We start from the raw sequence: 22,944 nt of genomic DNA, 5'->3' as shown, positions 1-22,944 counted from the left end.
AGGGGGGGCTACTGGCGGGTAGCTATGAGGCGAGGCGGGTGTTCGCCGATGTGGGAGGTTCGATGAGTGATTACGACAAGGCTCGTGAGGTGGCGGAGCAAGCTCGGGAGAAGGAGTGGGGGCGGCCTAGTTTTGGGCGGCAGCTGTTTCTCGGGGACTTCCGGCCGGATCTGGTGTATCCGGCGCCGCGGGTCGGGGAGCGGGCGGCGGAGAAGGGGGAGGAGTTCCTTGGGGCTTTGCGGAGGTTTCTGAAGGAGAGTGTCGATCCGGCGCAGATCGAGCGGACGGCGCTGGTGCCGGACGAGGTCGTCAAGGGGCTGGGGGCGCTCGGGGCGTTCGGGATGACCATCGACGAGGAGTACGGGGGGCTGGGGCTCAGTCACCTGTACTACACGCGGGCGCTGTCGCTGGTGGCGTCGTACTCTCCGGCCCTGAGCGCGCTGCTGTCGGCGCACCAGTCCATCGGGGTGCCGCAGCCGTTGCGGCTGTTCGGCACCGAGGAGCAGAAGCAGCGGTTCCTGCCGCGGTGCGCGCGGGGGGAGGTGTCCGCGTTCCTGCTCACCGAGCCGGACGTCGGGTCCGATCCGGCGCGGCTGTCCACGACGGCGGTCCGGGACGGGGACGAGTACGTGCTGGACGGGGTCAAGCTGTGGACCACCAACGGGGTGGTGGCCGACCTGCTGGTGGTGATGGCGCGGACCGGGAGCAAGATCTCGGCGTTCGTGGTGGAGGCCGGGTCCCCGGGGATCACCGTCGAGCATCGCAACGCGTTCATGGGGCTGCGCGGCATCGAGAACGGGGTCACGCGGCTCCAGGGCGTCCGGGTGCCGGCCGGGAACCTGATCGGCCGGGAGGGCCAGGGGCTGAAGATCGCGCTGACGACGCTGAACACCGGCCGTCTGTCGCTGCCCGCCACGTGCGCGGGCGCCGCCAAGTGGGCGGCCAAGATCGCCAGGGAGTGGAGCGGGGCGCGGGTGCAGTGGGGTCACCCGATCGGTGAGCACGAGGCGGTGGCCCGCAAGATCGCCTTCATCACCTGTACGGCGTACGCCCTGGAGGCCGTGGTCGACCTGGCCAGCCGCCTCGCCGACGACGAGAGCAACGACATCCGCATCGAGGCGGCCCTCGCCAAGCTGTACGGCTCGGAGATGGCCTGGCGGGTCGCGGACGAGCTGGTGCAGATCCGCGGCGGCCGCGGCTACGAGACGGCCGAGTCGCTGCACGCGCGCGGCGAGCGCGGCGTGCCGGCCGAGCAGGTGCTGCGGGACCTGCGGATCAACCGCATCTTCGAGGGCTCCACCGAGATCATGCACCTGCTCATCGCCCGGGAGGCCGTGGACGCCCACCTGTCGGTCGCGGGCGGCCTCATCGACCCGAAGGCCGACCTGAAGGCCAAGGGCCGCGCCCTGACCAAGGCGGGCGGCTTCTACGCCCGCTGGCTGCCGACCCTGGTGACCGGCCCGAGCCAGCTGCCGGGCTCCTACCCGGCGTTCGGCCCGCTCGCGCCGCACCTGCGCTACGTGGAGCGCACCAGCCGCAAGCTGGCCCGTGCCACGTTCTACGCCATGTCACGCTGGCAGGGCCGCCTGGAGCACAAGCAGGGCTTCCTGTCCCGCGTCGTCGACGTCGGCGCCGAGCTGTTCGCCATCACGGCCACCTGCGTGCGCGCCAAGGAGGAGTCCGCCACTCTGGGCTCCGCGCCGCTGGAGGTCGCCGACACCTTCTGCCACCAGGCGAGACTCCGCGCCGAGTCCCTCCTGGCGCGCCTGTGGGAGAACTCCGACGCCAGGGACGTCCGCCTGGCCCGCCACGTGATGGAGGGCCGTTACCCCTTCGTCGAGGACGGCATCCTGGACCCGTCCCTGGACGGCCCCTGGATCGCGGCGGCGGCCGAGCCCACCGGCGTCGACGTGCACCGCGACATCCACTGACCCGGCGCGGCGGCGGTCAGGGCACGAACACGGCGAGGGGGCGGGCCCTCTCGCCGTGTTCCTCGACCAGGGCCAGCAGGGTGCCGTCGGGCGCGAAGACGCCGATGGGACCCTTGCCGAGGCCGGGGGCGGGCAGCGGGGCGCCGTGGGCGACCTGGCGGGCCTGGTCGGAGCTGACGTCCATCCGAGGGAACGCGGCGGCGACGGCGTCGGCGATGGGGAGGATGGTGCACTCGGCGCCGAGTTCCTCGACGGTGCGGGCCATCGTGAGGTCGTAGGGGCCGACACGGGTGCGGCGCAGCCGGGTGAGGTGGCCGCCCACCCCGAACGCGGCGCCGAGGTCGCGGGCCAGGGCGCGGATGTAGGTGCCGCTGGAGCAGCGGATCGTGGCGTCCAGGTCGATCACGTCGCCGACGCGGCGCACGGCGCGCACGTCGAAGGCGTGGACGGTGACGGGGCGGCCCTTCAGGTCGACCTCCTCGCCGGCCCTGGCCCGCTTGTACGCCCGCTCGCCGTTCACCTTGATCGCGCTGACCTGCGGCGGGACCTGGGTGATGAGCCCGGTGAGGGCGGCCACGCCGCGCAGGATCTCCTCGTCCGCGACATGGGCGGCCGGGGCCTCGGACACGATCTCGCCCTCGGCGTCGTCGGTGGTGGTGGCGACGCCGAGGCGGAGGGTGGCGTCGTAGACCTTCTCGGTGAGGGCCAGGTGCCCGAGCAGGCGGGTGGCCTTCTCCACCCCGATCACCAGCACGCCGGTCGCCATGGGGTCCAGGGTGCCCGCGTGGCCGACCCTGCGGGTGCCCGCCAGGCGGCGCATCTTGCCGACCACGTCGTGGGACGTCCATCCGGCGGGCTTGTCCACCACGATCAGCCCGCTCGGCGGCACGGGCCGCCCGCCGGTGCTCTTCATCCTCGTTCGCTTCCCGTAGGCGGATATGTCAGGGCGTGCGCGCGCCGAGTTCGGCCAGGACCTCGCGGAACCGGGCGACGGTCCGCTCGGGCGGCTCGTGCGAGGTGTAGCCGGCCGCCAGGGTGTGACCGCCGCCGCCGAGGGACGTGCAGGCGCGGCCCACGTCGACTCCGCCCTTGGATCGCGTGGAGACCTGCCAGGCCCCCTCGTCGTCCTCCTTGAGCACCACCGCGACGTCGGAGCCGTCGGTGCGGCGCACCACGTCGATGATGCCCTCGACCTCGTCGTACGGCAGGCAGTACGCGGCGCGGTCCGCGCGGGGCACGAACGTCCACACCATGCCGAGCCCGCCCGCGGCGTCCTCGTCGAGGGCGCACCGGTCCAGCGCGGCGCCGAGCACCTTGAGGTACCCGAACGGCGAGCGGTCCCACAGCTCGCGGGCGATCTCGTCGGTGCGCAGCCCGGCCGACACCAGCCGCGCGGCCATGCTGTGCACGGCGGGGGTGGTGCAGGAGTGCCGGAACGACCCGGTGTCGGTCACCAGCCCGGTGTACAGGCAGGTGGCGACGTCCCGGCCGATCTCCAGGCCGAGACGGCCGATCAGCTCTTCCACCAGCGTGGCGGTGGACGCCGCCGCCGGGTCGACCAGCGGCACGGTGCCGAAGCCGGTGTTGGACGGGTGATGGTCGATCACGATCAGCTCGCGGGCCTTGCCGGCGTTCGCCGAGAGCAGGCCGAGCCGGTCCACCGTGGGAGAATCGAAGCTGATCATCAGGTCCGGCTCGGCGGGGTAGCGGGCGGGCGGCACGAGCAGCTCCTGCCCGGGCAGGAACCGCAGCAGCCGCGGCACCTGGAACCGCCGGTCGCCGAACGACGCCACCACGTCCTTGCCCGCCGCGCGCAGCGCCAGCCCGAGGCCGAGCATCGAGCCCAGGGCGTCGCCGTCGGGTGACACGTGGCAGACCAGGGCCACCCGGCGGGCGCCGGTGATCAGCTCGGCGGCCCGGTGCCAGATCGTCTCCGGCACGGGCGTGGGAAGCCTCGTGCCGTTCATCACGGTGCGGCCGGCCGGGCGTGCTCGGACGCCCCGGCCTCCTCGGCCAGGTCGTCCTCTCCCAGGTCGTCCTCGTCGTCGGGCTTGCGGTAGGGATCCGGCTCGCCCGCGTGCACGGCGCCTTCGGCCTTCTTGGCGATCTCTTCGTCGCGGGCCCTGGCCTCGGCGAACAGCTCGTCCAGGTGACGGGCGCTGTCGGGGAGGGGGTCGTGGCTGAAGGTCAGCGTCGGGGTGTGGCGCACGCCCGTCTGGCGGCCGACCTCCGACCTGATGATCCCCTTGGCGCTCTCCAGGGCGGCGGCGGTGTCGGCGCGCTCGGCCTCGGAGCCGAACACGGTGTAGAAGACCGTCGCGTCACGGAGGTCGGCGGTGATGCGTGTGTCGGTCACCGTCACGAAACCGAGGCGCGGATCCTTGATCCGGCGCTCGAGCATCTCGGCGACAATCTGCTGGATGCGGTCCGCAAGTTTGCGGGCGCGTGCTGCGTCCACGATCGCGCTCCCCCTCTTTGCCCTCTTTGCTCGCTTAACTCGCTTAACGGCTCCCGGGAAACCACGCTTCCCGGGGAACCCTTAATCTTCGTGCTCGTTGAAGAGCGACCGTCGCGCGGACAGCAGCTCGATCTCCGGGCGGGACGCGACCAGCCGCTCGCACGCCTCCAGCACCTCGCCGCAGTTGGCCGCGGTCGCGGACACGACCGCCACACCGATCTCGGTGCGGCGGTGCAGGTCGAGATGCCCGGTCTCTGCCACCGCGGCCGCCGGGAACCGGCGGCGCACCTCGGCGACGAGCGGGCGCACCACGGAACGCTTCTGCTTCAGCGAATGTACGTCGCCCAGCAGGATGTCCAAGGTCAGAGCACCTATGTACATGGCCGTCGCCACGACGTCATCGGCGGGACGGCTGGTGCCCGCGGGCGGACCCGCGGGCACCGATCGCCGTGGCCACGCGTCAGACGCGCGGCTTCTCCCTCATCTCGAACGTCTCGATGACGTCGTCGATCTTGATGTCGTTGTACCCGACACCGATACCGCACTCGAAGCCCTCGCGGACCTCGGTCGCGTCGTCCTTGAAGCGGCGCAGCGACGAGACGGTGAGGTTGTCGGCCACCACGACACCGTCGCGGATGATCCGGGCCTTGCTGTTGCGGGTGATCGTGCCCGCGCGGACCAGGCAGCCCGCGATGTTGCCGATCTTCGGAACCTTGAAGACCTCGCGGACCTCCGCCGTGCCGGTCTGGACCTCTTCGAACTCCGGCTTGAGCATGCCCTTCAGGGCCGACTCGATCTCTTCGATCGCCTGGTAGATGACCGAGTAGTACCGGATGTCGACGCCCTCGCGCTCGGCCAGATCGCGTGCCCGGACCTCCGGGCGCACGTTGAAGCCGATGATGACGGCATTGTCGTCGGCGATCGCCAGGTTGACGTCGTACTCGGTGATCGCGCCGACCGCGCGGTGGAGCACCCGGAGGCGCACCTCCTCGCCGACGTCGATCTTGAGCAGCGCGTCCTCCAGGGCCTCCACCGAACCGGAGACGTCACCCTTGATGATGAGCTTGAGCTCGTCGACCTGGCCCTTCTCCATGTCCTTGAACAGCTCTTCCAGCGTGCGCCGGCGGCTGGACTTGGCCATGTCGGCGGTGCGCTGCCGCGCGGCCCGCTGCTGGGCGATCTGCCGGGCCATCCGGTCGTCGGAGACCACGATGAAGTTGTCTCCCGCGCCCGGGACGGCCGTGAGGCCGAGCACCTGGACCGGAGCCGAAGGCCCGGCCTCGGCGACGGTCTCGCCGGTGTCGTCGTGCATCGCCCGGACGCGGCCGAAGGCCTCGCCACAGACGATCGAGTCGCCGACCCGCAGGGTGCCGCGCTGCACCAGGACGGTCGCCACGGGGCCGCGGCCACGGTCGAGGTGGGCCTCGATGGCGATGCCCTGGGCGTCCATGCTGGGGTTGGCCCGCAGGTCGAGCTCGGCGTCCGCGGTGAGCAGGATGGCCTCGAGCAGGTTGTCGATGCCGGTGCCCTGCTTGGCGGAGATGTCGACGAACAGCGTCGAGCCACCGAACTCTTCGGCCACCAGGCCGTACTCGGTGAGCTGGGCCCGCACCTTGGTCGGGTCCGCGCCCTCCTTGTCGATCTTGTTCACCGCCACGACCACCGGCACGTCGGCCGCGTGGGCGTGGTTGAGAGCCTCGATCGTCTGGGGCTTCACGCCGTCGTCCGCCGCGACCACCAGCACCGCGATGTCGGTGGCCTGGGCGCCACGGGCACGCATGGCGGTGAACGCCTCGTGACCCGGGGTGTCGATGAACGTGATCTTGCGGTCGGCACCCTCGTGCACGGTGCCCACCTGGTAGGCGCCGATGTGCTGGGTGATGCCGCCCGCCTCACGGGCCACCACGTTGGTGTTGCGGATCGCGTCGAGCAGCTTGGTCTTACCGTGGTCGACGTGACCCATGACGGTCACGACCGGCGGGCGCGACTCGAGGTCGGTCTCGTCGCCCTCGTCCTCGCCGAACTCGATGTCGAAGGACTCGAGGAGCTCGCGGTCTTCCTCCTCCGGGCTGACGACCTGGATGGAGTAGTTCAGCTCGGCGCCGAGCAGCTGCAGCGTCTCTTCGTTCACCGACTGGGTCGCGGTCACCATCTCGCCGAGGTGCAGCATGATCTGCACCAGCGAGGCGGGGTTCGCGCCGATCTTGTCGGCGAAGTCGGACAGCGAGGCGCCGCGCGGCAGGCGCAGAACCTGGCCGTTGCCGCGGGGAACCTGCACGCCGCCGATCGACGGCGCCTGCATGTTGTCGAACTCTTGACGCCGCTGGCGCTTGGACTTGCGCCCGCGAGTCGGCCGGCCGCCGGGACGCCCGAAGGCACCCGCCGTGCCGCCGCGACCACGCGCGCCGCCGCCACCGGGACGGCCGGCGAAGCCACCGCCGCCACCGCCACCGCCGGCGCCCGCTCCGGGGCCACCGCCGGGACGGCCACCGGTGCCGGTACGGGGGCCGCCGAAGCCGCCACCGCCGCCACCGGGACGACCGCCGCCGCCGCCACCGCCACCGGGACGGCCACCGCCGCCACCGCCGCCGGGACGACCGCCGGGACCGCTCGGACGGCCACCGCCGCCACCGCCGGCACCCTGGCCGGGGCCGGCCGGACGGGAGGGCATCATCATCGGGTTGGGCCGCGGGCCACCAGGACGGGGGCCACCGGCGCCAGGGCCGGGACGCGGACCGCCGGGACCGGGACCCGGACGGGGTCCGGCCGATCCGGGCGGGCCGGGACGGGCCGACGCGGGGCGGGGCATGCCGCCGTCGCGCGGGCCGCGGTCGTCACGGCGCGGCTCACGGGGACCACGGTCGTCGCGGCGCCCCTCGCGGGGACCACGATCGTCGCGGGGACGGTCGTCACGCGGACCGCGATCGTCACGCCCGGGACCGCCGCCTTCGCGGCCCGGACGCGGCGGGCGCTGGCCCATGCCGCTCGCGGTCGAGGAGAAGGGGTTGTTGCCCGGGCGCGGCCCACGGGGGCCGGGCTTGGGGCCACCGCCGGGACGCGGAGCCCCGGGGCCACCGGAACGCGCGGCGCCGGGGGCGCCACCGGGCGCACCGGCACCGGGACCACCCTGGGGCGCCGGACGCGGCGCGGGGCGGGGACCCGGCTTCGGACCGGGAACCGCCGGGCGGCCGCCACCGGACGGGCGGGCCGCGTCGCCGCGGGGACCGTCGGTACGCGGGCCGTCGGCGCGCGGTGCCTCGGCACGCGGCACGTCGGTGCGGGGCGCCTCGAAACGCGGCGCCTCGGTGCGGGCCGCCTCCGGACGCGGTGTGGCCGGACGGGGGACCTCAGGACGCGGGACCGCGGCTTGCGGCGCCTCCTGTGCGGGCTGCCCGACCGGCGGCTGGTTGACATGGGGCATGGGGACCGGCGGACGCGGACCCGTCTGCGCGGGACCGGGCTGACCGGTCTGCGCGGGCGGGGCGGTCTGCGCGGGCTGCGCGGGACCGGGTCGCGGACCCGGGCCCGGCCTCGGACCCGGCTTCGGCGCTCCCTGACCGTTCCCCTGCTGGCCGTGCGACGGCCGGGGACCCGGCCTGGCCGGTCCTCTCGACCTGTCACCCCTGGAATCGGAGGATCCCCTGGAGAACGCCTCCGTAAGCTTGCGGACCACCGGCGCCTCTATCGTTGAAGACGCCGATCGCACGAACTCGCCCATTTCCTGGAGCTTGGCCATCACGACCTTGCTCTCGACTCCGAACTCCTTGGCGAGCTCGTAGACTCGGACCTTCGCCACTGCACTCCCTTACTCGGCCCGGGAGGCTGTGCCGCCGGACCGTCGCTACCTGGACGTACTCATCGCCGCATGCTCATCAGGCGCTCATCGCTATCTGACCCGCCTATCGACTCGGCGTCCTACATGACAGTTGGTAACCATTCACCCGGTCCTACTCGGCGTCAACCCCTGCGAGATGAACCCGCAGACACGACACATCGAGCGGTCCCGCGACTCTGAACGAGCGCGGGAACGCCCGGCGGCGTTCGGCGAGCTCCAGGCAGCGCTGGGCGGGGTGCACATAAGCACCACGTCCCCGCAGCCTGCCTCGGCGATCGGGGACGATCACACCCTCGACCACCACCAGGCGGAGCAGCTCGGACTTTACCGTGCGAACCCGGCAGCCCACGCACGTTCTCAGCGGGGCCGCCCGGCCACCGTATTCAAGCTTACCTTGTGGAGGCATCGGCGGGGCCGACCGCGTCCCCCGCCGCCGTCGCCTGGGTATCGGGACGGATGTCGATGCGCCACCCGGTGAGACGGGCGGCCAGGCGGGCGTTCTGGCCCTCCTTGCCGATCGCCAGCGAGAGCTGGTAGTCGGGCACCGTCACCCGGGCGACGCGGCCGTCGAGATCGATCACCTCTACGTGCGAAACCCGCGCGGGCGACAGGGCATTCCCGACGAACTCCGCGGGATCGTCGGACCAGTCGATGATGTCGATCTTCTCGCCGTGCAGCTCGGTCATCACGTTGCGCACCCGCGAGCCCATCGGGCCGATGCAGGCGCCCTTGGCGTTCACCCCGCCGCGGCGCGAGCGCACCGCGATCTTGGTGCGGTGGCCGGCCTCGCGGGCGATGGCCGCGATCTCGACGGTGCCGTCCGCGATCTCGGGCACCTCCAGCGCGAACAGCTTCTTGACCAGGTTGGGGTGGGTGCGCGACAGCGTGACCGACGGCCCCTTGTGCCCCTTCTTCACCTGGACCACGTAGCAGCGCAGCCGCTCGCCGTGCACGTACTCCTCGCCGGGCACCTGCTCGTTGTGCGGCAGGATGGCCTCGATCTTGCCGAGGTCGACCAGGACCACGCGGGGGTCCTTGCCCTGCTGGATGACCCCGGCGACCAGCTCGCCCTCGCGGCTCGCGAACTCGCCGAAATTGATCTCGTCCTCGGCGTCCCTCAGCTGCTGGAGGATCACCTGCTTGGCGGTGGTCGCCGCGATGCGGCTGAAGTTGCCGGGCGTATCGTCGTACTCCCGCAGCACCTGTCCCTCGTCGTCGAGCTCGGCCGCCCAGATCATCACGTGGCCTGAGGCGCGGTCGAGCTCGGCACGCGCCTTGGCCGCCGCCCCCTCGGACCGGAAGTACGCGATGAGCAGGGCGTCTTCGATCGCCTTGACGACCAGGTCGAAGGAGATGTCCTTTTCACGCTCCAGGCTGCGCAGGACGCTCATGTCGATGTCCATAACGCTCCCCCCTAGCCCTCGCCGCCGTCGTCGCCGGCGTCTTCCTCGTCGAGCCGGTCCTCGTCGTCGAGCCGGCGGAACTCCACTTGCACACGCCCTTTGCCGAGCTGTTCCCACTCCAGCCGGCACGCGGCGCCGGCGGTGTCCAGCTCGACACCGGAGTCGTCCGCGACCAGCACGCGGCCCTCGATCGAGCCGCCGTCACGCAGGTCGGCCCTGACCAGCCGGCCGGTCGCCCTGCGCCAGTGGCGGGGCTCGGTCAGCGGCCGGTCGACCCCGGGCGAGGTCACCTCCAGGACGTACGGGCTGCCGCCCATGACGTCGCTGTCGTCCAGCGTCTGGGAGACGATCTGGCTGATGTCGGCGACCTTGTCGAGGCTCACCCCGCCGTCGCCGTCCACGACGACTCTCAGGAGGCGCCGCCGGCCGGCCGGTGTGATCGTGATGTCTTCGAGATCGAGACCCTCGGCGGCGGCGACGGGTGCGAGAAGCTTGATCAGGCGGTCACGTCGAGCATCTGCGCCCATGCTGACCTCCCAGGTGAAATTGTCGGCCACCACGCTCAGTGGCCGAAGGCGTACCTCGCCCCAACGGTTCACAAGCCTATCGACACCCGGGCGCGGAAAGAGCGTCACTCGGTCACCCACCCGGTACCGCGCCGTACGATGCTAAGTGCCAGTCCAGCAGAAAATGTCACCCTCGGGAGGCCGCACCGTGCGTCAGCGTGCCCTGACCCGGCGCGCCGTGCTGCGCGGCACCGCCGCCGGAGCGGCCGTCGTGGCCGCCGCCGGCTGCTCGGCGCCCCCACCCGCACCGCCCAAGCCGGCGCCCCCCGACCCGGAGACCGTGCTGCTCACCAAGGTCATCGCGGCCAAGGAAGAGATGATCGCGCTGTACCGCCGGGCCGCCGCGTCCGGCGGCGACCGCGCGGCCGAGCTGCAGCCGTTCCAGCGCCGCCACGAGGCCCACCTGGCCGAGCTGCGCCGCCGCCTGCCGCCACGGCCCTCGCCTGCCGCCTCCTCCCCCGCGCCGTCCCTGTCGCCGTCGCCGTCGCCGTCCACGCAGGGGGCCCGGGTTCCGGTGAGCAGGCTGCGCCAGCTGGAGCGTGAGGCGGCGGCCACCCGCCCGCGCCAGATCGACGGCGTCTCGCCGTCGCTGGCGCAGCTGCTGTCCTGCATCGGCGCCTGCGAGGCGGCGCACGCGGTGGCGCTGGCGAGGGTGTCGTGACCGATCCGCCGGCAGGGCTGAACAAGGTCCTCGAGGCCGAGCACGCCGCCGTGTACGCCTACGGCGTCGTCGGCGCCCGCACCGGCGGCACGCAGCGCTCCTCGGCGGCGGCGGGCTTCAACGCCCACCGGGCCCGCCGGGACCAGATCCGCGGCCTGATCATGGCCAGGGGCGGCACCCCGGCGGAGGCTGGCGCGTCGTACGAGCTGCCCTTCCCGGTGGTCACCGGCGCGGACGCCGCCCGGCTCGCCGCGTTCGTCGAGGACCGCGTTACCGCCGCCTACCTGGAGCTGGCCTCGGTCGACGACTTCTCCCTGCGCCGCCTGGCCGCGCTCGCCATGCAGGAGTGCACCGTGCGCGCCTACGCCTGGCGCCCCGCGATCGCCGCCTTCCCCGGCTGGCCGTCCCGCGACCCGTCGCCGTCCCCGTCCCGCCCCAGCACCACTCCCCCGGTGTCCCTGAACCAATAGAGGCGGGGGAAAAGCCCTATCCGTAGGGGCTCATGCTGATTTTTCAACGTTTGTAGCCCGTGTCCGGGGTAGTTCGGCGTGTACCGGATACCACGGAGGAACACAATGGGTTGGAGTTACCGTAAGTCGATCAAGTTGGGCCCGTTCCGGCTCAACCTGTCCCGCGGCGGTGTCGGACACAGCTACGGCAATCGTGGCTTCCGCGTCACCAAAACGGCCGACGGGCGGCGCACCATCACAGTGAACCTGCCGGGCGGCCTGCACTGGAAGAAGACGCTGGGCAGCAGCAAGCGCTGACACCCACGAGCCGACCGGCCGCCCGCCCTGCCCGGGCCGGCCGGTCTTTACCTCCCCGCCCTGCCCGCCGGGCCTCCCGGCGGGGGGCGGGTTCCAACCGGATTTCCACGGCGGGCGCCCCCAGGCGGCGGGGCGCCCGCCGTCGCTCGTCACGGCTCACGTCCGCGAGGCGCCACGGTCACACGGCGCAGGCCTCCACGACCACACCGCGCAGACCTCCACGACCACCGGGCAGGCCTCCACGGTCACACCGCGCAGGCCTCCACGACGCGGGCGGTGGCGTCGGTCAGCGGGATCTCCTGCTTCTCGCCGGTGAGGCGGTCGCGCAGCTCGACGACGCCTTGGGCGAGGCCGCGGCCGACGATCAGGATGGTGGGGACGCCCAGCAGCTCGGCGTCCTTGAACTTCACGCCGGGGGAGACCGAGGGGCGGTCGTCCACCAGGACCCGCAGGCCCTTGGCCTGGAGCTCCTCGGCCAGCCGCAGCGCCACCTCGACCTGGTTGTCCTTGCCAGTGCCCACGACGTGCACGTCGGCGGGCGCCACCTCGCGCGGCCACACCAGGCCGAGCGCGTCGTGCCGCTGCTCGGCGAGCACCGCGACCGCGCGCGAGACGCCGACGCCGTAGGAGCCCATGGTGATGCGGATCGGCTTGCCGTCGGGGCCGAGGGCGTCCAGGCCGGCGGCGTCGGCGTACTTGCGGCCGAGCTGGAAGATGTGGCCGATCTCGATGCCGCGGTCGATGGCGACCGCGTGGCCGCACCTCGGGCAGTCGTCGCCGGCCCTGACCTCGGCGGCCTCGACGGTGCCGTCGGGCTCGAAGTCGCGGCCCGCCACGACGTGCGCGGCGTGCCTGCCGGGCTCGTTGGCGCCGGTCACCCAGGACGAGCCCTCCACCACGCGGGGGTCGACGAGGTAGCGGATGCCGAGCTCCTTGAGGACCTGCGGGCCGATGTAGCCGCGGACCAGGCCGGGGTGCCTGGCGAAGTCGGCCGCCTCGAAGATCTCCGGGACGCCGGGCGACAGCGACGCCTCCAGGCGCTTGAAGTCGACCTCGCGGTCCCCGGGCACCCCGATGACCAGGGTCTCGGCCTCGGCCGCGCCGGGCACACGCACCTTGACCACGACGTTCTTGAGGGTGTCCGCGGCGGTGACGCCGAGGCCGTAGTGCTCGTTGACGTAGGAGACCAGCGTCTCGATGGTCGGGGTGCCGGGGGTGTCGAGCACCCGCAGGGCGGGCCGCTCGCCGGTCACGGGGGCGGGCGGGGGCGTGAGGACCGCCTCGGCGTTGGCGGCGTACCCGCAGTTCCGGCAGGCCACGAAGGTGTCCTCGCCGGTCTCGGCGGGCGCGAGGAACTCTTCGGACGCCGAGCCGCCCATGGCGCCCGACATCGCGAAGCAGATCTTGTAGTCGATGCCGAGCCGGTCGAACAGCTTGATGTACGCCTCGCGGTGCTGCTCGTAGGAGCGCTTGAGGCCGTCGTCGTCCAGGTCGAAGGAGTAGGAGTCCTTCATGACGAACTCGCGCCCGCGCAGGATGCCCGCCCGGGGCCGCGCCTCGTCGCGATACTTCGTCTGGATCTGGTACAGGGTGACGGGGTAGTCCTTGTAGGAGGAGTACTCGCCCTTCACCATGTCGGTGAACATCTCTTCGTGGGTGGGCCCGAGCAGGTAGTCGGCGCCCTTGCGGTCCTTGAGCCGGAACAGCGTGTCGCCGTACTCGGACCACCGGCCGGTCGCCTCGTAGTACTCACGGGGCAGCAGGGCCGGGAACAGCACCTCCTGGCCGCCCATGGCGTTCATCTCTTCGCGCACCACGCGGGCGACGTTCTCCAGGACGATCTTGCCGAGCGGCAGCCAGGAGTAGACGCCGGGCGCGACGCGGCGGACGTAGCCGGCGCGGACGAGCAGCTTGTGACTCGGAACCTCCGCGTCCGCCGGATCCTCGCGCAGGGTGCGAAGGAACAGGGTGGACATACGCAGCAGCACGGCTACTCCTCGGTCGCGGGGTCGGCTGTTGAAAGATTCGGGGGGTCTGGGAGGTTGACAACTGGTGGTAGGTGTACAGGCTATCGAGTCCCCGGTGGTCGTCGCCCGCGTCGCGGGGACCGCCGGACGAGCGCGGAGGAGAGGAGAGGGTAACGGAACCGGATTATCTCGATCGCCTTCGCGGTGCGCGACTGGCCGGGAGCGCCGGGTTGAACGACAATCTGCACCATCACCCCGCGGGGCCGGTGAGCCCCGCGACGGAGGCCGCTAAGGAGGCCCCATGCCGCTTCGCGTGGCGATCGTGGGATCCGGTCCCGCCGGTATTTACACCGCCGAGGCACTGACCAAGCAGGCCGGCGAACCGGTCGAGATCGATGTGCTGGACCGGCTCCCCACCCCGTACGGGCTGGTGAGGTACGGCGTCGCCCCCGACCACACGTCGATCAAGTCGATCGCCGGCTACCTGCGCAAGGTGCTGGAGCTGCCCTCGGTACGGTTCCTCGGCGGGGTGGAGCTCGGCACGGACGTCTCGGTCGCCGACCTGGCCGCCTGTTACGACGCCGTCGTCTACTGCACGGGCGCCATGGTCGACCGGCGGCTCGGCATCCCCGGCGAGGATCTCCCCGGCAGCGTCGCCGCCACCGACTTCGTGAACTGGTACTGCGGGCATCCCGACGTGCCGCCGGAGAACTTCACGCTGGACGCCACCGACGTGGCCGTGATCGGCGTCGGCAACGTCGCGGTGGACGTGGTGCGGGTGCTGGCCCGCTCGGCCGAGGAGCTGAGCGCCACCGACGTGCCGCAGGAGGTGCTGGAGCGGCTGGCCAAGAGCCAGGTGCGCACCCTGCACATGATCGGCAGGCGCGGGCCCGAGCACGCCAAGTTCACCCTCAAGGAGCTGCGCGAGCTGGGTGACCTGGAGAACTGCGACGTGTCGGTGCGGCACGACGAGGCCGGCGAGAGCGACGTCAGCGCGCTGTCGCGGCAGGTGCGGGGGAACGTCGAGGTGCTGCGCTCCTGGTGCGTGCGGGCGTCGGCGGGACGGCCCCGGCGGCTGGACGTGCGGTTCTGGCTGCGCCCGGTGGAGATCCTCGGCACGGACCGTGTGGAGGGGCTGAAGCTGGAGCGCACCGTCCTCGCGGACGGGCGGGTCACCGGCACCGGGGAGTTCGAGGTCATCCCGGCGGGCATGGTGCTGCGCTCGGTGGGGTACCAGAGCGTGCCGCTGCCGGGGGTGCCGTTCGACGAGGCGTCCATGACCGTGCCGAACGACGCCGGGCGGGTGTCCGAGGGGCAGTACGTCGCGGGCTGGCTCAAGCGGGGCCCGACCGGGGTGATCGGCACCAACAAGTCGGACGCCGCCGAGACGGTGCGCACCCTGCTGGCCGACCTGACCGCCCGTCCCGGGCGCGCCGCCCCGGCGTCCCGGCTGGACGACCTGCTGGCCGCGCGGGACGTGAGCCCGGTGACCTACCAGCAGTGGCTGTCCATCGAGGCGGCCGAGGCGGCCCTCGCGGCGTCGCTGGGCCGGGGCGAGCACGTCAAGCTGGTCGGCCGTACCGCCATGTTCGCCGCCTGCGGCCGCATGCCCCTGCCCGGCCCCTCCCTCTGACCGTCACGGGGCGGTGCCCTCCAGGGCCATCCCGGCGCGGCGCAGGGCCGCCGTGAGCGTCTTCACGGTGGCGGGCTCGTCCATCACGCCGCCCTCGGCGTCCCTGCAGGCCTCCCAGGCGGCGACCCGGGCCGCGTAGGCGTCGAAGGCGGCCAGGTGGAAGGTGTACACCGTGGCGTAGCGGCTCACCAGGTGGGAGGGATGCATGTCCCACCCCTGGTAGAAGCCGTGCCGCAGCGAATGGCGCACCATGCCGGCGTGCGCCCGCCACAGCGCGTGCACGTCGGCGGTCGCCTCCGAGGCGGGCGCGGCGGCCAGCGAGCCGTCCGACAGCTCCACGCCGGTGCCCGCCAGTGCGGTGCGCATCACCTCGCGCGCGTGGTCGCACACCGGGTGGTCCAGGCGCTGCTCCCCCGGCGGCAGCCCGCACGCGGCGGTGTAGTCGAACACCCCGAAGTGCGCCGCGGCCAGCCGCCCGCCGAGCGAGGGCACGAGGTCGGCCGAGCGCTGGAGGAACATCACGGTCTGCGGGGCCTCCACCTGCATCTCGAACCGCAGCGCGCCCGCGTGCAGCCCGAGCCCCCGCTCCAGGCCGGCCAGGCCGGTGGCGAACTGCCCGAGGTAGGACTCCATCAGCACCTTGGGGAAGGTCACGGCGAGGCCGGGCGGGAGGCCGCCCACCCGGTCGGCGACCCCGGTGAGCAGGAGGTCCAGCGTGCGCAGGGCCCGTCCCGGGTCCCCGTCGGCGAACGACTTGACCCGGGGGCCCCACCGGCGCGGCAGCGTGCCGCCGGCGTGCGCGGCGGCCACCGCCTCGGCGGCCCGGACGGCGTGCGCGTCCTCCTCGGCGGGCGGGCGGGTGCCGTAGCCGTCCTCGAAGTCGATCCTGAGGTCCTCGACGGGCTCGGCGGCCAGTTTGCGCGCCACCCGGTCCCGCACGTCCGCCGCGAGGTCGCCGGGCACCGGCCCGAACACCTCCGCCAGCCGCCCGGCGGAGGGCAGGTGGCGCTCCAGCAGGGCGAGCGCCGCGTCGCCCCACTCCCTGGCGGTGCCGGGGCCGAAGCGGTCGGCGGGCACGTACACGGTGTGCACCGGCTGCCAGGCGTCACCCGGCCCGGGGTAGCGCCAGGACTGCTCCCGGTGCGCCGCGGCGAACCCGGGGACGTCCTGGTGGCCTCCGAGGGTGGTGCGCACCGTCAGACCGTGTCCACCAGCTCGCGCCACCGCCGCACCCGCTCGCGGTCGACGGGCGCGGACCACGACCCCCGCACGGCCCGGCCCACGTGGAACGCCCGCACCCCGTAGTCCAGCAGCGGGGGCACCAGGTGGGGTTCCAGGCCGCCGCCCGCGAGGATCAGCGGCGCGTCCCCGGCCTCGGCACGGGCGCGCAGCATCGGCAGGCCGCCCGCGATGCCTCCGGGGTCGCCGGAGGTCAAGATGGTGGCGAGATTCGGCAACAGGCGGATGGCCCGCCAGCCCGCCTGCAGGTCGGCGGCGTTGTCGACCGCGCGGTGGAACGTCCACGGCAGCGGCGTCACCGCGTGGATCAATGCCTCGGTCGCCGCCAGGTCGACCACGCCGGCCGCGTCGAGGAAGCCGAAGACGAACCCGGCCGCCCCGGCGTCGGCCAGCGAGCGCGCGGCGCGGGCCAGGTCGTCCAGCTCCTCCGGGGAGACCGTGTAACCGGCGTTGGACCGGAGCATCACCATCTGTGGCAGCGCGGACTGCTTGGTGATCGCTTCGACGGTCTCCGGCGCGGGGGTGAGCCCCCCGGCGGAGATGTCGGCCACGATCTCCAGGCGGTCCGCGCCGCCGTCTTCTGCGGCCACGGCGTCGCGCACGTCAAGCGCGATCACCTCGAGCAGCGATCCGGTCATGGGTCCAGAGATTATCCGACCGTCCTGTCCAGAGTTGGACCGCTACCAGATAGAACCCGGCGGCTGTCCGGAGTTGCCGCCGTTGCCACTCTGGACCGGATCTGACACGGTGCCGGTCAGGCCATCCCGGAGTACGACGGACGGAGCACCTGGACGCCGGGCGTGACCCTGCTCCACCGCGATGCGGGCTCGGCGGGGCCGGGTAGGTCGGCCGGCCGCTGGAACAGCGCGCCGGAGGCCCGGTGCGGCAGGTCCACGGTGCGCACGTGCCGGAAGCCGAGGCCCCGGTAGTACCCCTGAAGACCCGGGTTGTCCTTGGAGCAGTCCAGCCGCAGCCAGCTCCGGCCGGCCGCCGCCACACGCAGCGCCGCCCAGTCGAGCAGGGTCTCGCCGAGCCCGAGCCCGGCGAACGCACGTCCCACCGCCAGCTTGTGCACGTAGAACGCGGTCTCGGGCCGGTCGCCCCGGGTCCAGAACTCCGGGTCGGCGTGGTCGTCCAGGGCGAGGGTCGCCGCGGGGACCAGGCCGTCGCCGTCGGCGCCGTCCAGCACGTACAGGGTCTGCGACGCGATCAGCGGCTCGATCCGCGCGGCGGGGAAGCCCGCGGCCGGCCACTGCCGGATGCCGCGTCCGTGCAGCCAGCCCGCCGTGTCGGCCAGCAGGCGCAGTACTCCGGAAAGATCCGCCGGGGTGGCGGTACGGAGAGTGAGCGACCTGGCCTGCTGAAGGGTGTGGGGAGACATGGAGGATCCTTTCGTGGCCGTTGGTAGCGCCTCGAACACGGAACGTGCTCGGACTGGGCGTACGGCTTTCTCAGTCAAAGCCCGGGTGAAGTCCGGTCACCGCACGCGTCACGGGCGTGTCCGGCCGCGGCGGGAACGCCAGGGCGTGCGAGAGAGGGGACCGGCCACCCCCACAGGGGCCGGTCGGGGTCGGGCTCAGGTCAGCTCAGCGCGAGCTCGTACCTGATCAGATGCTTGTCGGCGGGCAGAACCGAGACGGCGACCCGGACCGGAAGGTCGTCCAGGTCGAAACCGACTCGGACATATACGACAACAGGCGTACCAGGTTCAAGTTGCAGCCGCGCGGCTTCCTCAGGAGTCGGCATGCGCGCGGAAATGTCGTCCACGACCCGGACCTGCCGGTGGCCCAGCTCCTCCAGCACGCGGTTGGCCCCCCGCGTGATGTCCGCCGGGCGGGCGATCTCCGAGTCGCGCACCAGGGCGTAGGGGAAGAAGGAGTCGTTGGTGTTGTAGGGCTGGTCGTCGACGTAACGCAGCCGGCGCCGCACCACCGCGACCGCGCGCTCCTCCAGCTGGAGGCGGGTGGCGATCTCCTCGGGCGGCTGGACGATGGAGACCTCGATCTCCTGCCCGGGCTTTCGGCCCTCCTTCGTCACCGCGTCGGCGAACGCCTCCCGGCGCACGACCCCGGGCGCGGAGTTCAGCTCGTCCTGCGGGCGCATCAGCAGAGCGCGGCGGTCGCGGACGAAGCTGCCGCGCCGGCGCATCCGGGTGATCAGGCCTTCGTTCTCCAGCTCGGCGAGCGCGAGGCGCACCGTGTTACGGCTGACCTCGTGGCTGTCCATGAGGTCCATCTCCGTAGGCAGCTGGGCACCCGGCCCGAGCTCGCCGGAGTAGATCGCCCTGCGCAGCTCGCCGGCCACCTGCTGATACAGCGTCGACCGTGCCAAATCTCACCTACGGTTGCGTCCTTTTGTACCTACGAATCTAGACGATCTCGATCTGACAGCAAACAACCCCTTGACCCGAGCCGCGCGGACCCGCATTATCCAAACGTTGGTACAAATCCATCAAAGAGTCGGCGAGGGGGTGAGGGCCTGTGCTGGCGGTTCGAGCGGGAACGGCATATCTGCCGTGGCATGATCCGCGGGAGGCGACGCGCCTGCTGCGCTACGCGCTGCACCGTGAGGGGTTCACCCACACCTACCAGAGCAGCGGCAACGGGATGTCCGTCCTCTCGGTGACCACCGAGCTGACCGTCTGGTGCCGCAAGGGCTCGTTCGTCTGGACCGAGGACGGTCTCACCGTCACTCATCCGTCCGGCGACCCCACCGGTGCGGCCCAGCTCATCAAGCGCCATCTCCGCAGGCCGGCCGAGGAGGACCCCCAGGACACCTGGGAGGACGACTCCGCGGACCGGCCGCCCGAAGACTCCGTGCGGTAAACGTCCGCCAGGACCCCAACCCTCGCCGGGGTCCTGGCGGTCGCGCCGGGGCGGTACGTGTCCTGGCGGGTCCCCCACGCCCGCCAGGACACGTTTCCGTATTTCCGGGCTGTTTTCCCATTCCCCCGCAAACCTCTCGGGAACACGTCGCCATTTCCATATGGCATGAACCCGTATGGCATGAACCCGTCCGGCGTGGCGCGACGATACGGACCGACCGGTCGGTATGGACGCTGCCGACGCCGTGCGGCATCATCGGGGGGCATGACCCTGTTCTCGGTGGAAGGCAAGACGGTCGTCGTCACGGGAGGCTCGCGCGGCATCGGCAGGATGATCGCGGCGGGCTTCGCGGAGGCGGGGGCGAGGGTGTACATCTCCTCGCGCAAGGCCGCCGACGTGGAGAAGACCGGGGCCGAGCTCGGCTGCGTCGCCGTCCCGGCCGACCTGTCCACCCCCGAGGGCGTCGAGACGCTGGCGTCCGCGGTCGCCGAGCGGGAGGACCGGCTGGACGTGCTGGTCAACAACGCCGGGGCGACCTGGGGCGCGCCGCTCGCCGACTACCCCGGGCACGCCTTCGACAAGCTGTGGGGCATCAACGTCAAAGGGGTGTTCTTCCTGACCCAGCGGTTCCTGCCGCTGCTGCGCGCCGCCGCCACCCCCGAGGACCCCGCCCGGGTCATCAACATCGGCTCGGTGGACGGCCTGCGGGTGCCCATCGTGGAGAACTACGCCTACTCGGCGGCCAAGGCGGCCGTGCACATGCTGACCCGGCACCTGGCCAAGACCCTCGCCCCGGAGTTCATCACGGTGAACGCGATCGCCCCCGGGCCGTTCGAGTCCAAGATGATGGCCTACGCCCTGGACGACCCGGGCACGAGGGCCGTGGTGGAATCGCACGTGCCGCTCGGCAGGATCGGCCGTCCGGACGACATGGCCGGGGCCGCGATCTTCCTGGCGTCCCGGGCGGGGGCGTACCTGACCGGCGCGGTGGTCCCGGTGGACGGTGGCGTCTCCACCTGCTGACGCGGAAACTTTCGCCGCATTTGTAACATAAAAAGTAAAAGATCACTCTTGTCGTGGTTACCGGGTGATGCCACGGTGATCACATGCTCAAGCGCCTTCCCGCGATCCTGCCGGTCGTGACCGCGCTGGCGTTCGCCCTCACCACGGGCGTCGCCGACGCGCACCCCTCCCCCAGACCGACCACTCCCCCCGCGTGCGACCCGGCCGGGACCGCACCGGTGTACCTGAACAAGGTGCCCGCCCCGGCGAGCGTCCTCGGCTTCGACCTCGGCTCCCGCGAGGTCACCTCCGCCGAGTCCGACACCCTGCTGACCGCGATCGACCGGGCCACCGACCGGGTCGTCTCCGGCACCCTGGCGACCACCGCCCAGGGCCGCCCGCTGAAGTACGCCATCGTCGGCAGGCCCGGCAACGTCACCAAGTCCGGCCTCGCCGCCGTCGAGAAGTCGATCAAGGCGCTGCGCGAGCCGCTCACGCCGTCCGTGCTGGCGAGCCTGATCGCCGCCCACACCCCGGCCGTACTGTGGGTGACCGGCAACGTGCACGGCAACGAGGAGAGCGGCGCCGACGCCGCGCTCAAGACCCTTTACGACCTGTCCGACCGGGACGACTGCGCCGCCCGCCGCATCCTGGACAACGCGATCGTGGTCGTGCTGCCGGTGCAGAACCCCGACGGCCGCGAGGCCGACGACCGGCGCAACGCGTACGGCTTCGACATGAACCGCGACTGGTTCGCCCGCACCCAGCCCGAGACCGACGGCAAGCTGGAGATGCTGCGCAAGTACCCGCCGCAGGTCTACATCGACGCGCACGAGCAGGGCGGCACCGCGTACTTCTTCCCGCCGAACGCCGACCCGATCCACCACGAGATCGCCGAGCCCGCGTACTCGTGGATCAGCGACCTGTACGGCCAGGCGATGATCGACGAGTTCACCAAGCGCGGCATCCCCTTCACCAACCGGGACGTCTACGACCTGCTCTACATGGGGTACGGCGACACGGTGCCGACCACCGGCTTCAACGCGGCCGGCATGACGTTCGAGAAGGGCGGCAGCTCCCCCATCGCCACCCGCACCGCCGAGCAGGCCCTCACCCAGTGGGTGACCCTGTCGGCCGCCGCGGCCAACAAGAAGAACATCCTGACCACGTGGCACGGCATGTACGCCGACGCGTTCCGGCAGGGGCTCGCGGGCCAGTTGGAGCCGAACCAGATCTACAACCCGGGCAACGAGATCATCACCCAGGTGCCCGACCGCAAGATCCGCCACTACTTCCTGCGCGCCGACGACCCGGCCAAGAAGGCGGCCGTCACGTCGATCGTGCGGCGGCTCCAGCGCATGGACGTGAAGGTCTTCACGCTGGCCAAGTCGCTCACCGTGCCGGACTTCAAGGAGTACGGCCGGGCCCCCGGGCGCGCCACGCTGCCCAAGGGCACCTACTGGATCCCGATGGCGCAGGGCCAGAAGCACTGGATCCAGGCCATGCTCGGCGAGGACAGCTACACGCCGTTCCCCTACTTCTACGACGTGACCGCCTGGAGCCTGCCGCTGCTCGCCAACGTGTCCGGCGGGTCCTCCGGCGCGCTGCTCCCCGTCCTCGGCGCCCCCGCCAAGGACGTGGCGCCCGTCGTGTCGCCGCCCGCGCCCGCCGCGGGGCCCAAGGTGGGCGTGCTGCGCCTGTCGGCCACCTCGTCGTCGGCGGTGGAGTCCACCGGGTGGCTGCGGCACCGCCTGGACCGTGACTGGAAGCTGCCGTACACGCTGCTGTCCCCCGCCGACGTGGCGGCGGGCAAGCTGGCGGGCCTCGACGTGGTGCTGGCGCCCGCCGGGCCCGCGGCCTCGGCGAACACCGCGCTCGGCCAGGCGGGCCGGGACGCGCTGCGCGCCTGGGTGAGCGACGGCGGACGGTACGTCGGCTGGAGCGGCGGCGCCCAGCTCGCCTCGCTGGCCGGGATCAGCACCGCCACCTTCACCTCGCCCACCTCCGACGTGCCCGGCTCGCTGATCCGGGTGAACGTCGCCAAGGGCCCGCTGTCGGCGGGCGTCGGCTCGACGGCCTGGCAGTTCTACGCCTACGACGCGCTGATGCGGGCCTCCGACCCGGCGCAGGTGGTGGCGTCGTACCCGGCGGCCGGATCGGCCGACTGGTTCGTGTCGGGCTTCCAGCTCGGCGCGGAGGAGCTGGGCGGCACGGCCGCGGCCCTGGACGAGCCGCTCGGCGGGGGTCATGTGGTGCTGTTCGCCGCCGAGCCCAACTTCCGGGCGTTCACCGACGGCACGTCCCGCATCCTCACCAACGCGATCGGCGCGGCCCTGCCCGCCGGGCCGGCCGCGCGGGCGCGGGCGGCGAGCCCGTCCGCCGCGCCCGTCGCGCTGCCGCCGCTGGAGTCGCCGATCCGGGTGACCGCCGCGGCGGCCGACAAGGCGAAGGTGGCCGAGGTGCTGGCGGGCTTCGGCGCCCGCTGGACCGAGGAGGCCGCGCCGGGCGGCGCCGTCCGGCTGGTCGTGGACAACCCCGAGGGGCTCGGCGTCCACGAGCACCCGTGGGCGTCCCTGCTGCCGTCGGCGCTGCGCGCCGCCGGGGTGCGGCCGATGGCCGTCGTGCTGCCGCAGGGATGACCCTCCGCCGCCCTGCTC

Annotated in this window: 21 protein-coding genes; 8 read left to right on the top strand and 13 right to left on the bottom strand. The window is 72.4% G+C overall.

The window, feature by feature from the left end:
- Window positions 1-62 precede the first annotated feature (62 nt).
- A complete protein-coding gene (locus tag ACFP1K_RS25005; protein WP_380757486.1) occupies window positions 63-1,931 on the top strand; it encodes an acyl-CoA dehydrogenase family protein in 1,869 nt (622 codons plus the stop codon).
- A gap of 16 nt (window positions 1,932-1,947) precedes the next feature.
- Here the strand turns inward: ACFP1K_RS25005 and truB are convergent, their stop codons facing one another.
- The 8 genes from truB to rimP form a co-directional block, all read right to left on the bottom strand.
- On the bottom strand, window positions 1,948-2,844 hold the full coding sequence (gene truB, locus ACFP1K_RS25000) for a tRNA pseudouridine(55) synthase TruB (protein ID WP_380757484.1): 897 nt from the start codon (window positions 2,842-2,844) through the stop codon (window positions 1,948-1,950).
- A gap of 28 nt (window positions 2,845-2,872) precedes the next feature.
- Window positions 2,873-3,871, bottom strand: coding sequence for a DHH family phosphoesterase (locus ACFP1K_RS24995; protein WP_380757482.1), 999 nt, complete (start codon window positions 3,869-3,871; stop codon window positions 2,873-2,875).
- Between the two features lie 26 nt (window positions 3,872-3,897).
- Entirely contained in the window at window positions 3,898-4,392 is a 495-nt protein-coding gene (gene rbfA, locus ACFP1K_RS24990; protein ID WP_380757497.1) for a 30S ribosome-binding factor RbfA, read from the bottom strand.
- Between the two features lie 78 nt (window positions 4,393-4,470).
- Window positions 4,471-4,770 carry a DUF503 domain-containing protein gene (locus tag ACFP1K_RS24985; RefSeq protein WP_380757495.1) on the bottom strand — a complete coding sequence of 100 codons (300 nt, stop codon included), beginning with the start codon at window positions 4,768-4,770 and terminating at the stop codon, window positions 4,471-4,473.
- Between the two features lie 79 nt (window positions 4,771-4,849).
- Window positions 4,850-8,185, bottom strand: coding sequence for a translation initiation factor IF-2 (gene infB / locus ACFP1K_RS24980; RefSeq protein WP_380757479.1), 3,336 nt, complete (start codon window positions 8,183-8,185; stop codon window positions 4,850-4,852).
- 151 nt (window positions 8,186-8,336) lie between these two features.
- Window positions 8,337-8,630: a YlxR family protein gene (locus ACFP1K_RS24975; RefSeq protein ID WP_380757477.1), complete on the bottom strand. Its 294-nt coding sequence runs from the start codon at window positions 8,628-8,630 to the stop codon at window positions 8,337-8,339.
- The gene (gene nusA / locus ACFP1K_RS24970) at window positions 8,614-9,627 is read right to left on the bottom strand and encodes a transcription termination factor NusA (protein ID WP_380757475.1); all 1,014 of its coding nucleotides are present in this window, start codon (window positions 9,625-9,627) and stop codon (window positions 8,614-8,616) included. Before nusA ends, ACFP1K_RS24975 begins: the two co-directional genes overlap by 17 nt.
- A gap of 11 nt (window positions 9,628-9,638) precedes the next feature.
- A complete protein-coding gene (gene rimP / locus ACFP1K_RS24965) occupies window positions 9,639-10,154 on the bottom strand; it encodes a ribosome maturation factor RimP (protein ID WP_380757474.1) in 516 nt (171 codons plus the stop codon).
- A gap of 187 nt (window positions 10,155-10,341) precedes the next feature.
- Here rimP and ACFP1K_RS24960 point away from each other — a divergent pair, with 187 nt between their 5' ends.
- From ACFP1K_RS24960 to ACFP1K_RS24950, 3 genes are all read left to right on the top strand, one after another.
- Complete coding sequence (locus ACFP1K_RS24960; protein ID WP_380757472.1) at window positions 10,342-10,854, top strand: hypothetical protein; 513 nt, start codon at window positions 10,342-10,344, stop codon at window positions 10,852-10,854.
- Window positions 10,851-11,324, top strand: coding sequence for a ferritin-like domain-containing protein (locus tag ACFP1K_RS24955; protein ID WP_380757470.1), 474 nt, complete (start codon window positions 10,851-10,853; stop codon window positions 11,322-11,324). The genes ACFP1K_RS24960 and ACFP1K_RS24955 overlap by 4 nt, the downstream gene beginning before the upstream one ends.
- 105 nt (window positions 11,325-11,429) lie before the next feature.
- Entirely contained in the window at window positions 11,430-11,621 is a 192-nt protein-coding gene (locus ACFP1K_RS24950) for a DUF4236 domain-containing protein (RefSeq protein WP_380757468.1), read from the top strand.
- Window positions 11,622-11,866: 245 nt separating this feature from the next.
- On the opposite strand, the gene ACFP1K_RS24945 is transcribed toward ACFP1K_RS24950, so the two are convergent.
- A complete protein-coding gene (locus tag ACFP1K_RS24945; RefSeq protein WP_380757466.1) occupies window positions 11,867-13,609 on the bottom strand; it encodes a proline--tRNA ligase in 1,743 nt (580 codons plus the stop codon).
- Between the two features lie 280 nt (window positions 13,610-13,889).
- On the opposite strand from ACFP1K_RS24945, the gene ACFP1K_RS24940 reads away from it, so the two are divergent.
- Entirely contained in the window at window positions 13,890-15,221 is a 1,332-nt protein-coding gene (locus ACFP1K_RS24940; protein WP_380757464.1) for an FAD-dependent oxidoreductase, read from the top strand.
- Window positions 15,222-15,224: 3 nt separating this feature from the next.
- Here ACFP1K_RS24940 and ACFP1K_RS24935 read toward each other — a convergent pair whose 3' ends face one another.
- The 4 genes from ACFP1K_RS24935 to ACFP1K_RS24920 all read right to left on the bottom strand — a co-directional run bounded on the left by ACFP1K_RS24935 (window position 15,225) and on the right by ACFP1K_RS24920 (window position 18,791).
- Window positions 15,225-16,415 (bottom strand): DUF6986 family protein, encoded by a 1,191-nt coding sequence (locus ACFP1K_RS24935; RefSeq protein WP_380757462.1) that lies wholly within the window; start codon window positions 16,413-16,415, stop codon window positions 15,225-15,227.
- Window positions 16,416-16,417: 2 nt separating this feature from the next.
- Entirely contained in the window at window positions 16,418-17,098 is a 681-nt protein-coding gene (locus ACFP1K_RS24930) for a copper homeostasis protein CutC (protein ID WP_380757460.1), read from the bottom strand.
- 116 nt (window positions 17,099-17,214) lie between these two features.
- Window positions 17,215-17,841 carry a GNAT family N-acetyltransferase gene (locus tag ACFP1K_RS24925; RefSeq protein ID WP_380757457.1) on the bottom strand — a complete coding sequence of 209 codons (627 nt, stop codon included), beginning with the start codon at window positions 17,839-17,841 and terminating at the stop codon, window positions 17,215-17,217.
- A gap of 200 nt (window positions 17,842-18,041) precedes the next feature.
- Window positions 18,042-18,791, bottom strand: coding sequence for a GntR family transcriptional regulator (locus tag ACFP1K_RS24920; protein ID WP_380757455.1), 750 nt, complete (start codon window positions 18,789-18,791; stop codon window positions 18,042-18,044).
- Between the two features lie 149 nt (window positions 18,792-18,940).
- Between ACFP1K_RS24920 and ACFP1K_RS24915 the strand changes: the two genes are divergently transcribed.
- From ACFP1K_RS24915 to ACFP1K_RS24905, 3 genes are all read left to right on the top strand, one after another.
- Window positions 18,941-19,285: a hypothetical protein gene (locus ACFP1K_RS24915; RefSeq protein ID WP_380757453.1), complete on the top strand. Its 345-nt coding sequence runs from the start codon at window positions 18,941-18,943 to the stop codon at window positions 19,283-19,285.
- A 264-nt stretch (window positions 19,286-19,549) separates the two neighbouring features.
- Window positions 19,550-20,308 carry an SDR family oxidoreductase gene (locus ACFP1K_RS24910; protein ID WP_380757451.1) on the top strand — a complete coding sequence of 253 codons (759 nt, stop codon included), beginning with the start codon at window positions 19,550-19,552 and terminating at the stop codon, window positions 20,306-20,308.
- A gap of 83 nt (window positions 20,309-20,391) precedes the next feature.
- Window positions 20,392-22,926: a M14 family zinc carboxypeptidase gene (locus ACFP1K_RS24905; RefSeq protein ID WP_380757450.1), complete on the top strand. Its 2,535-nt coding sequence runs from the start codon at window positions 20,392-20,394 to the stop codon at window positions 22,924-22,926.
- Window positions 22,927-22,944 lie beyond the last annotated feature (18 nt).

The organism is Sphaerisporangium aureirubrum, assembly GCF_042658925.1.
Taxonomy (GTDB): domain Bacteria; phylum Actinomycetota; class Actinomycetes; order Streptosporangiales; family Streptosporangiaceae; genus Sphaerisporangium; species Sphaerisporangium aureirubrum.
The sequence above is the reverse complement of the archived record's forward strand: the minus strand, read 5'-3'. Positions and strand labels throughout refer to the sequence as shown.

What these genes read in the sequence shown, in the direction of transcription:
- rimP (WP_380757474.1), bottom strand. Translation starts at nt 10,154, where the DNA reads ATGGGCGCAGATGCTCGACGTGACCGCCTGATCAAGCTTCTCGCACCC.
- truB (WP_380757484.1), bottom strand. Translation starts at nt 2,844, where the DNA reads ATGAAGAGCACCGGCGGGCGGCCCGTGCCGCCGAGCGGGCTGATCGTG.
- ACFP1K_RS24985 (WP_380757495.1), bottom strand. Translation starts at nt 4,770, where the DNA reads ATGTACATAGGTGCTCTGACCTTGGACATCCTGCTGGGCGACGTACAT.
- ACFP1K_RS24905 (WP_380757450.1), top strand. Translation starts at nt 20,392, where the DNA reads ATGCTCAAGCGCCTTCCCGCGATCCTGCCGGTCGTGACCGCGCTGGCG.
- ACFP1K_RS24940 (WP_380757464.1), top strand. Translation starts at nt 13,890, where the DNA reads ATGCCGCTTCGCGTGGCGATCGTGGGATCCGGTCCCGCCGGTATTTAC.
- ACFP1K_RS24950 (WP_380757468.1), top strand. Translation starts at nt 11,430, where the DNA reads ATGGGTTGGAGTTACCGTAAGTCGATCAAGTTGGGCCCGTTCCGGCTC.
- ACFP1K_RS25005 (WP_380757486.1), top strand. Translation starts at nt 63, where the DNA reads ATGAGTGATTACGACAAGGCTCGTGAGGTGGCGGAGCAAGCTCGGGAG.
- nusA (WP_380757475.1), bottom strand. Translation starts at nt 9,627, where the DNA reads ATGGACATCGACATGAGCGTCCTGCGCAGCCTGGAGCGTGAAAAGGAC.
- ACFP1K_RS24930 (WP_380757460.1), bottom strand. Translation starts at nt 17,098, where the DNA reads ATGACCGGATCGCTGCTCGAGGTGATCGCGCTTGACGTGCGCGACGCC.
- ACFP1K_RS24910 (WP_380757451.1), top strand. Translation starts at nt 19,550, where the DNA reads ATGACCCTGTTCTCGGTGGAAGGCAAGACGGTCGTCGTCACGGGAGGC.
- ACFP1K_RS24925 (WP_380757457.1), bottom strand. Translation starts at nt 17,841, where the DNA reads ATGTCTCCCCACACCCTTCAGCAGGCCAGGTCGCTCACTCTCCGTACC.
- ACFP1K_RS24975 (WP_380757477.1), bottom strand. Translation starts at nt 8,630, where the DNA reads ATGCCTCCACAAGGTAAGCTTGAATACGGTGGCCGGGCGGCCCCGCTG.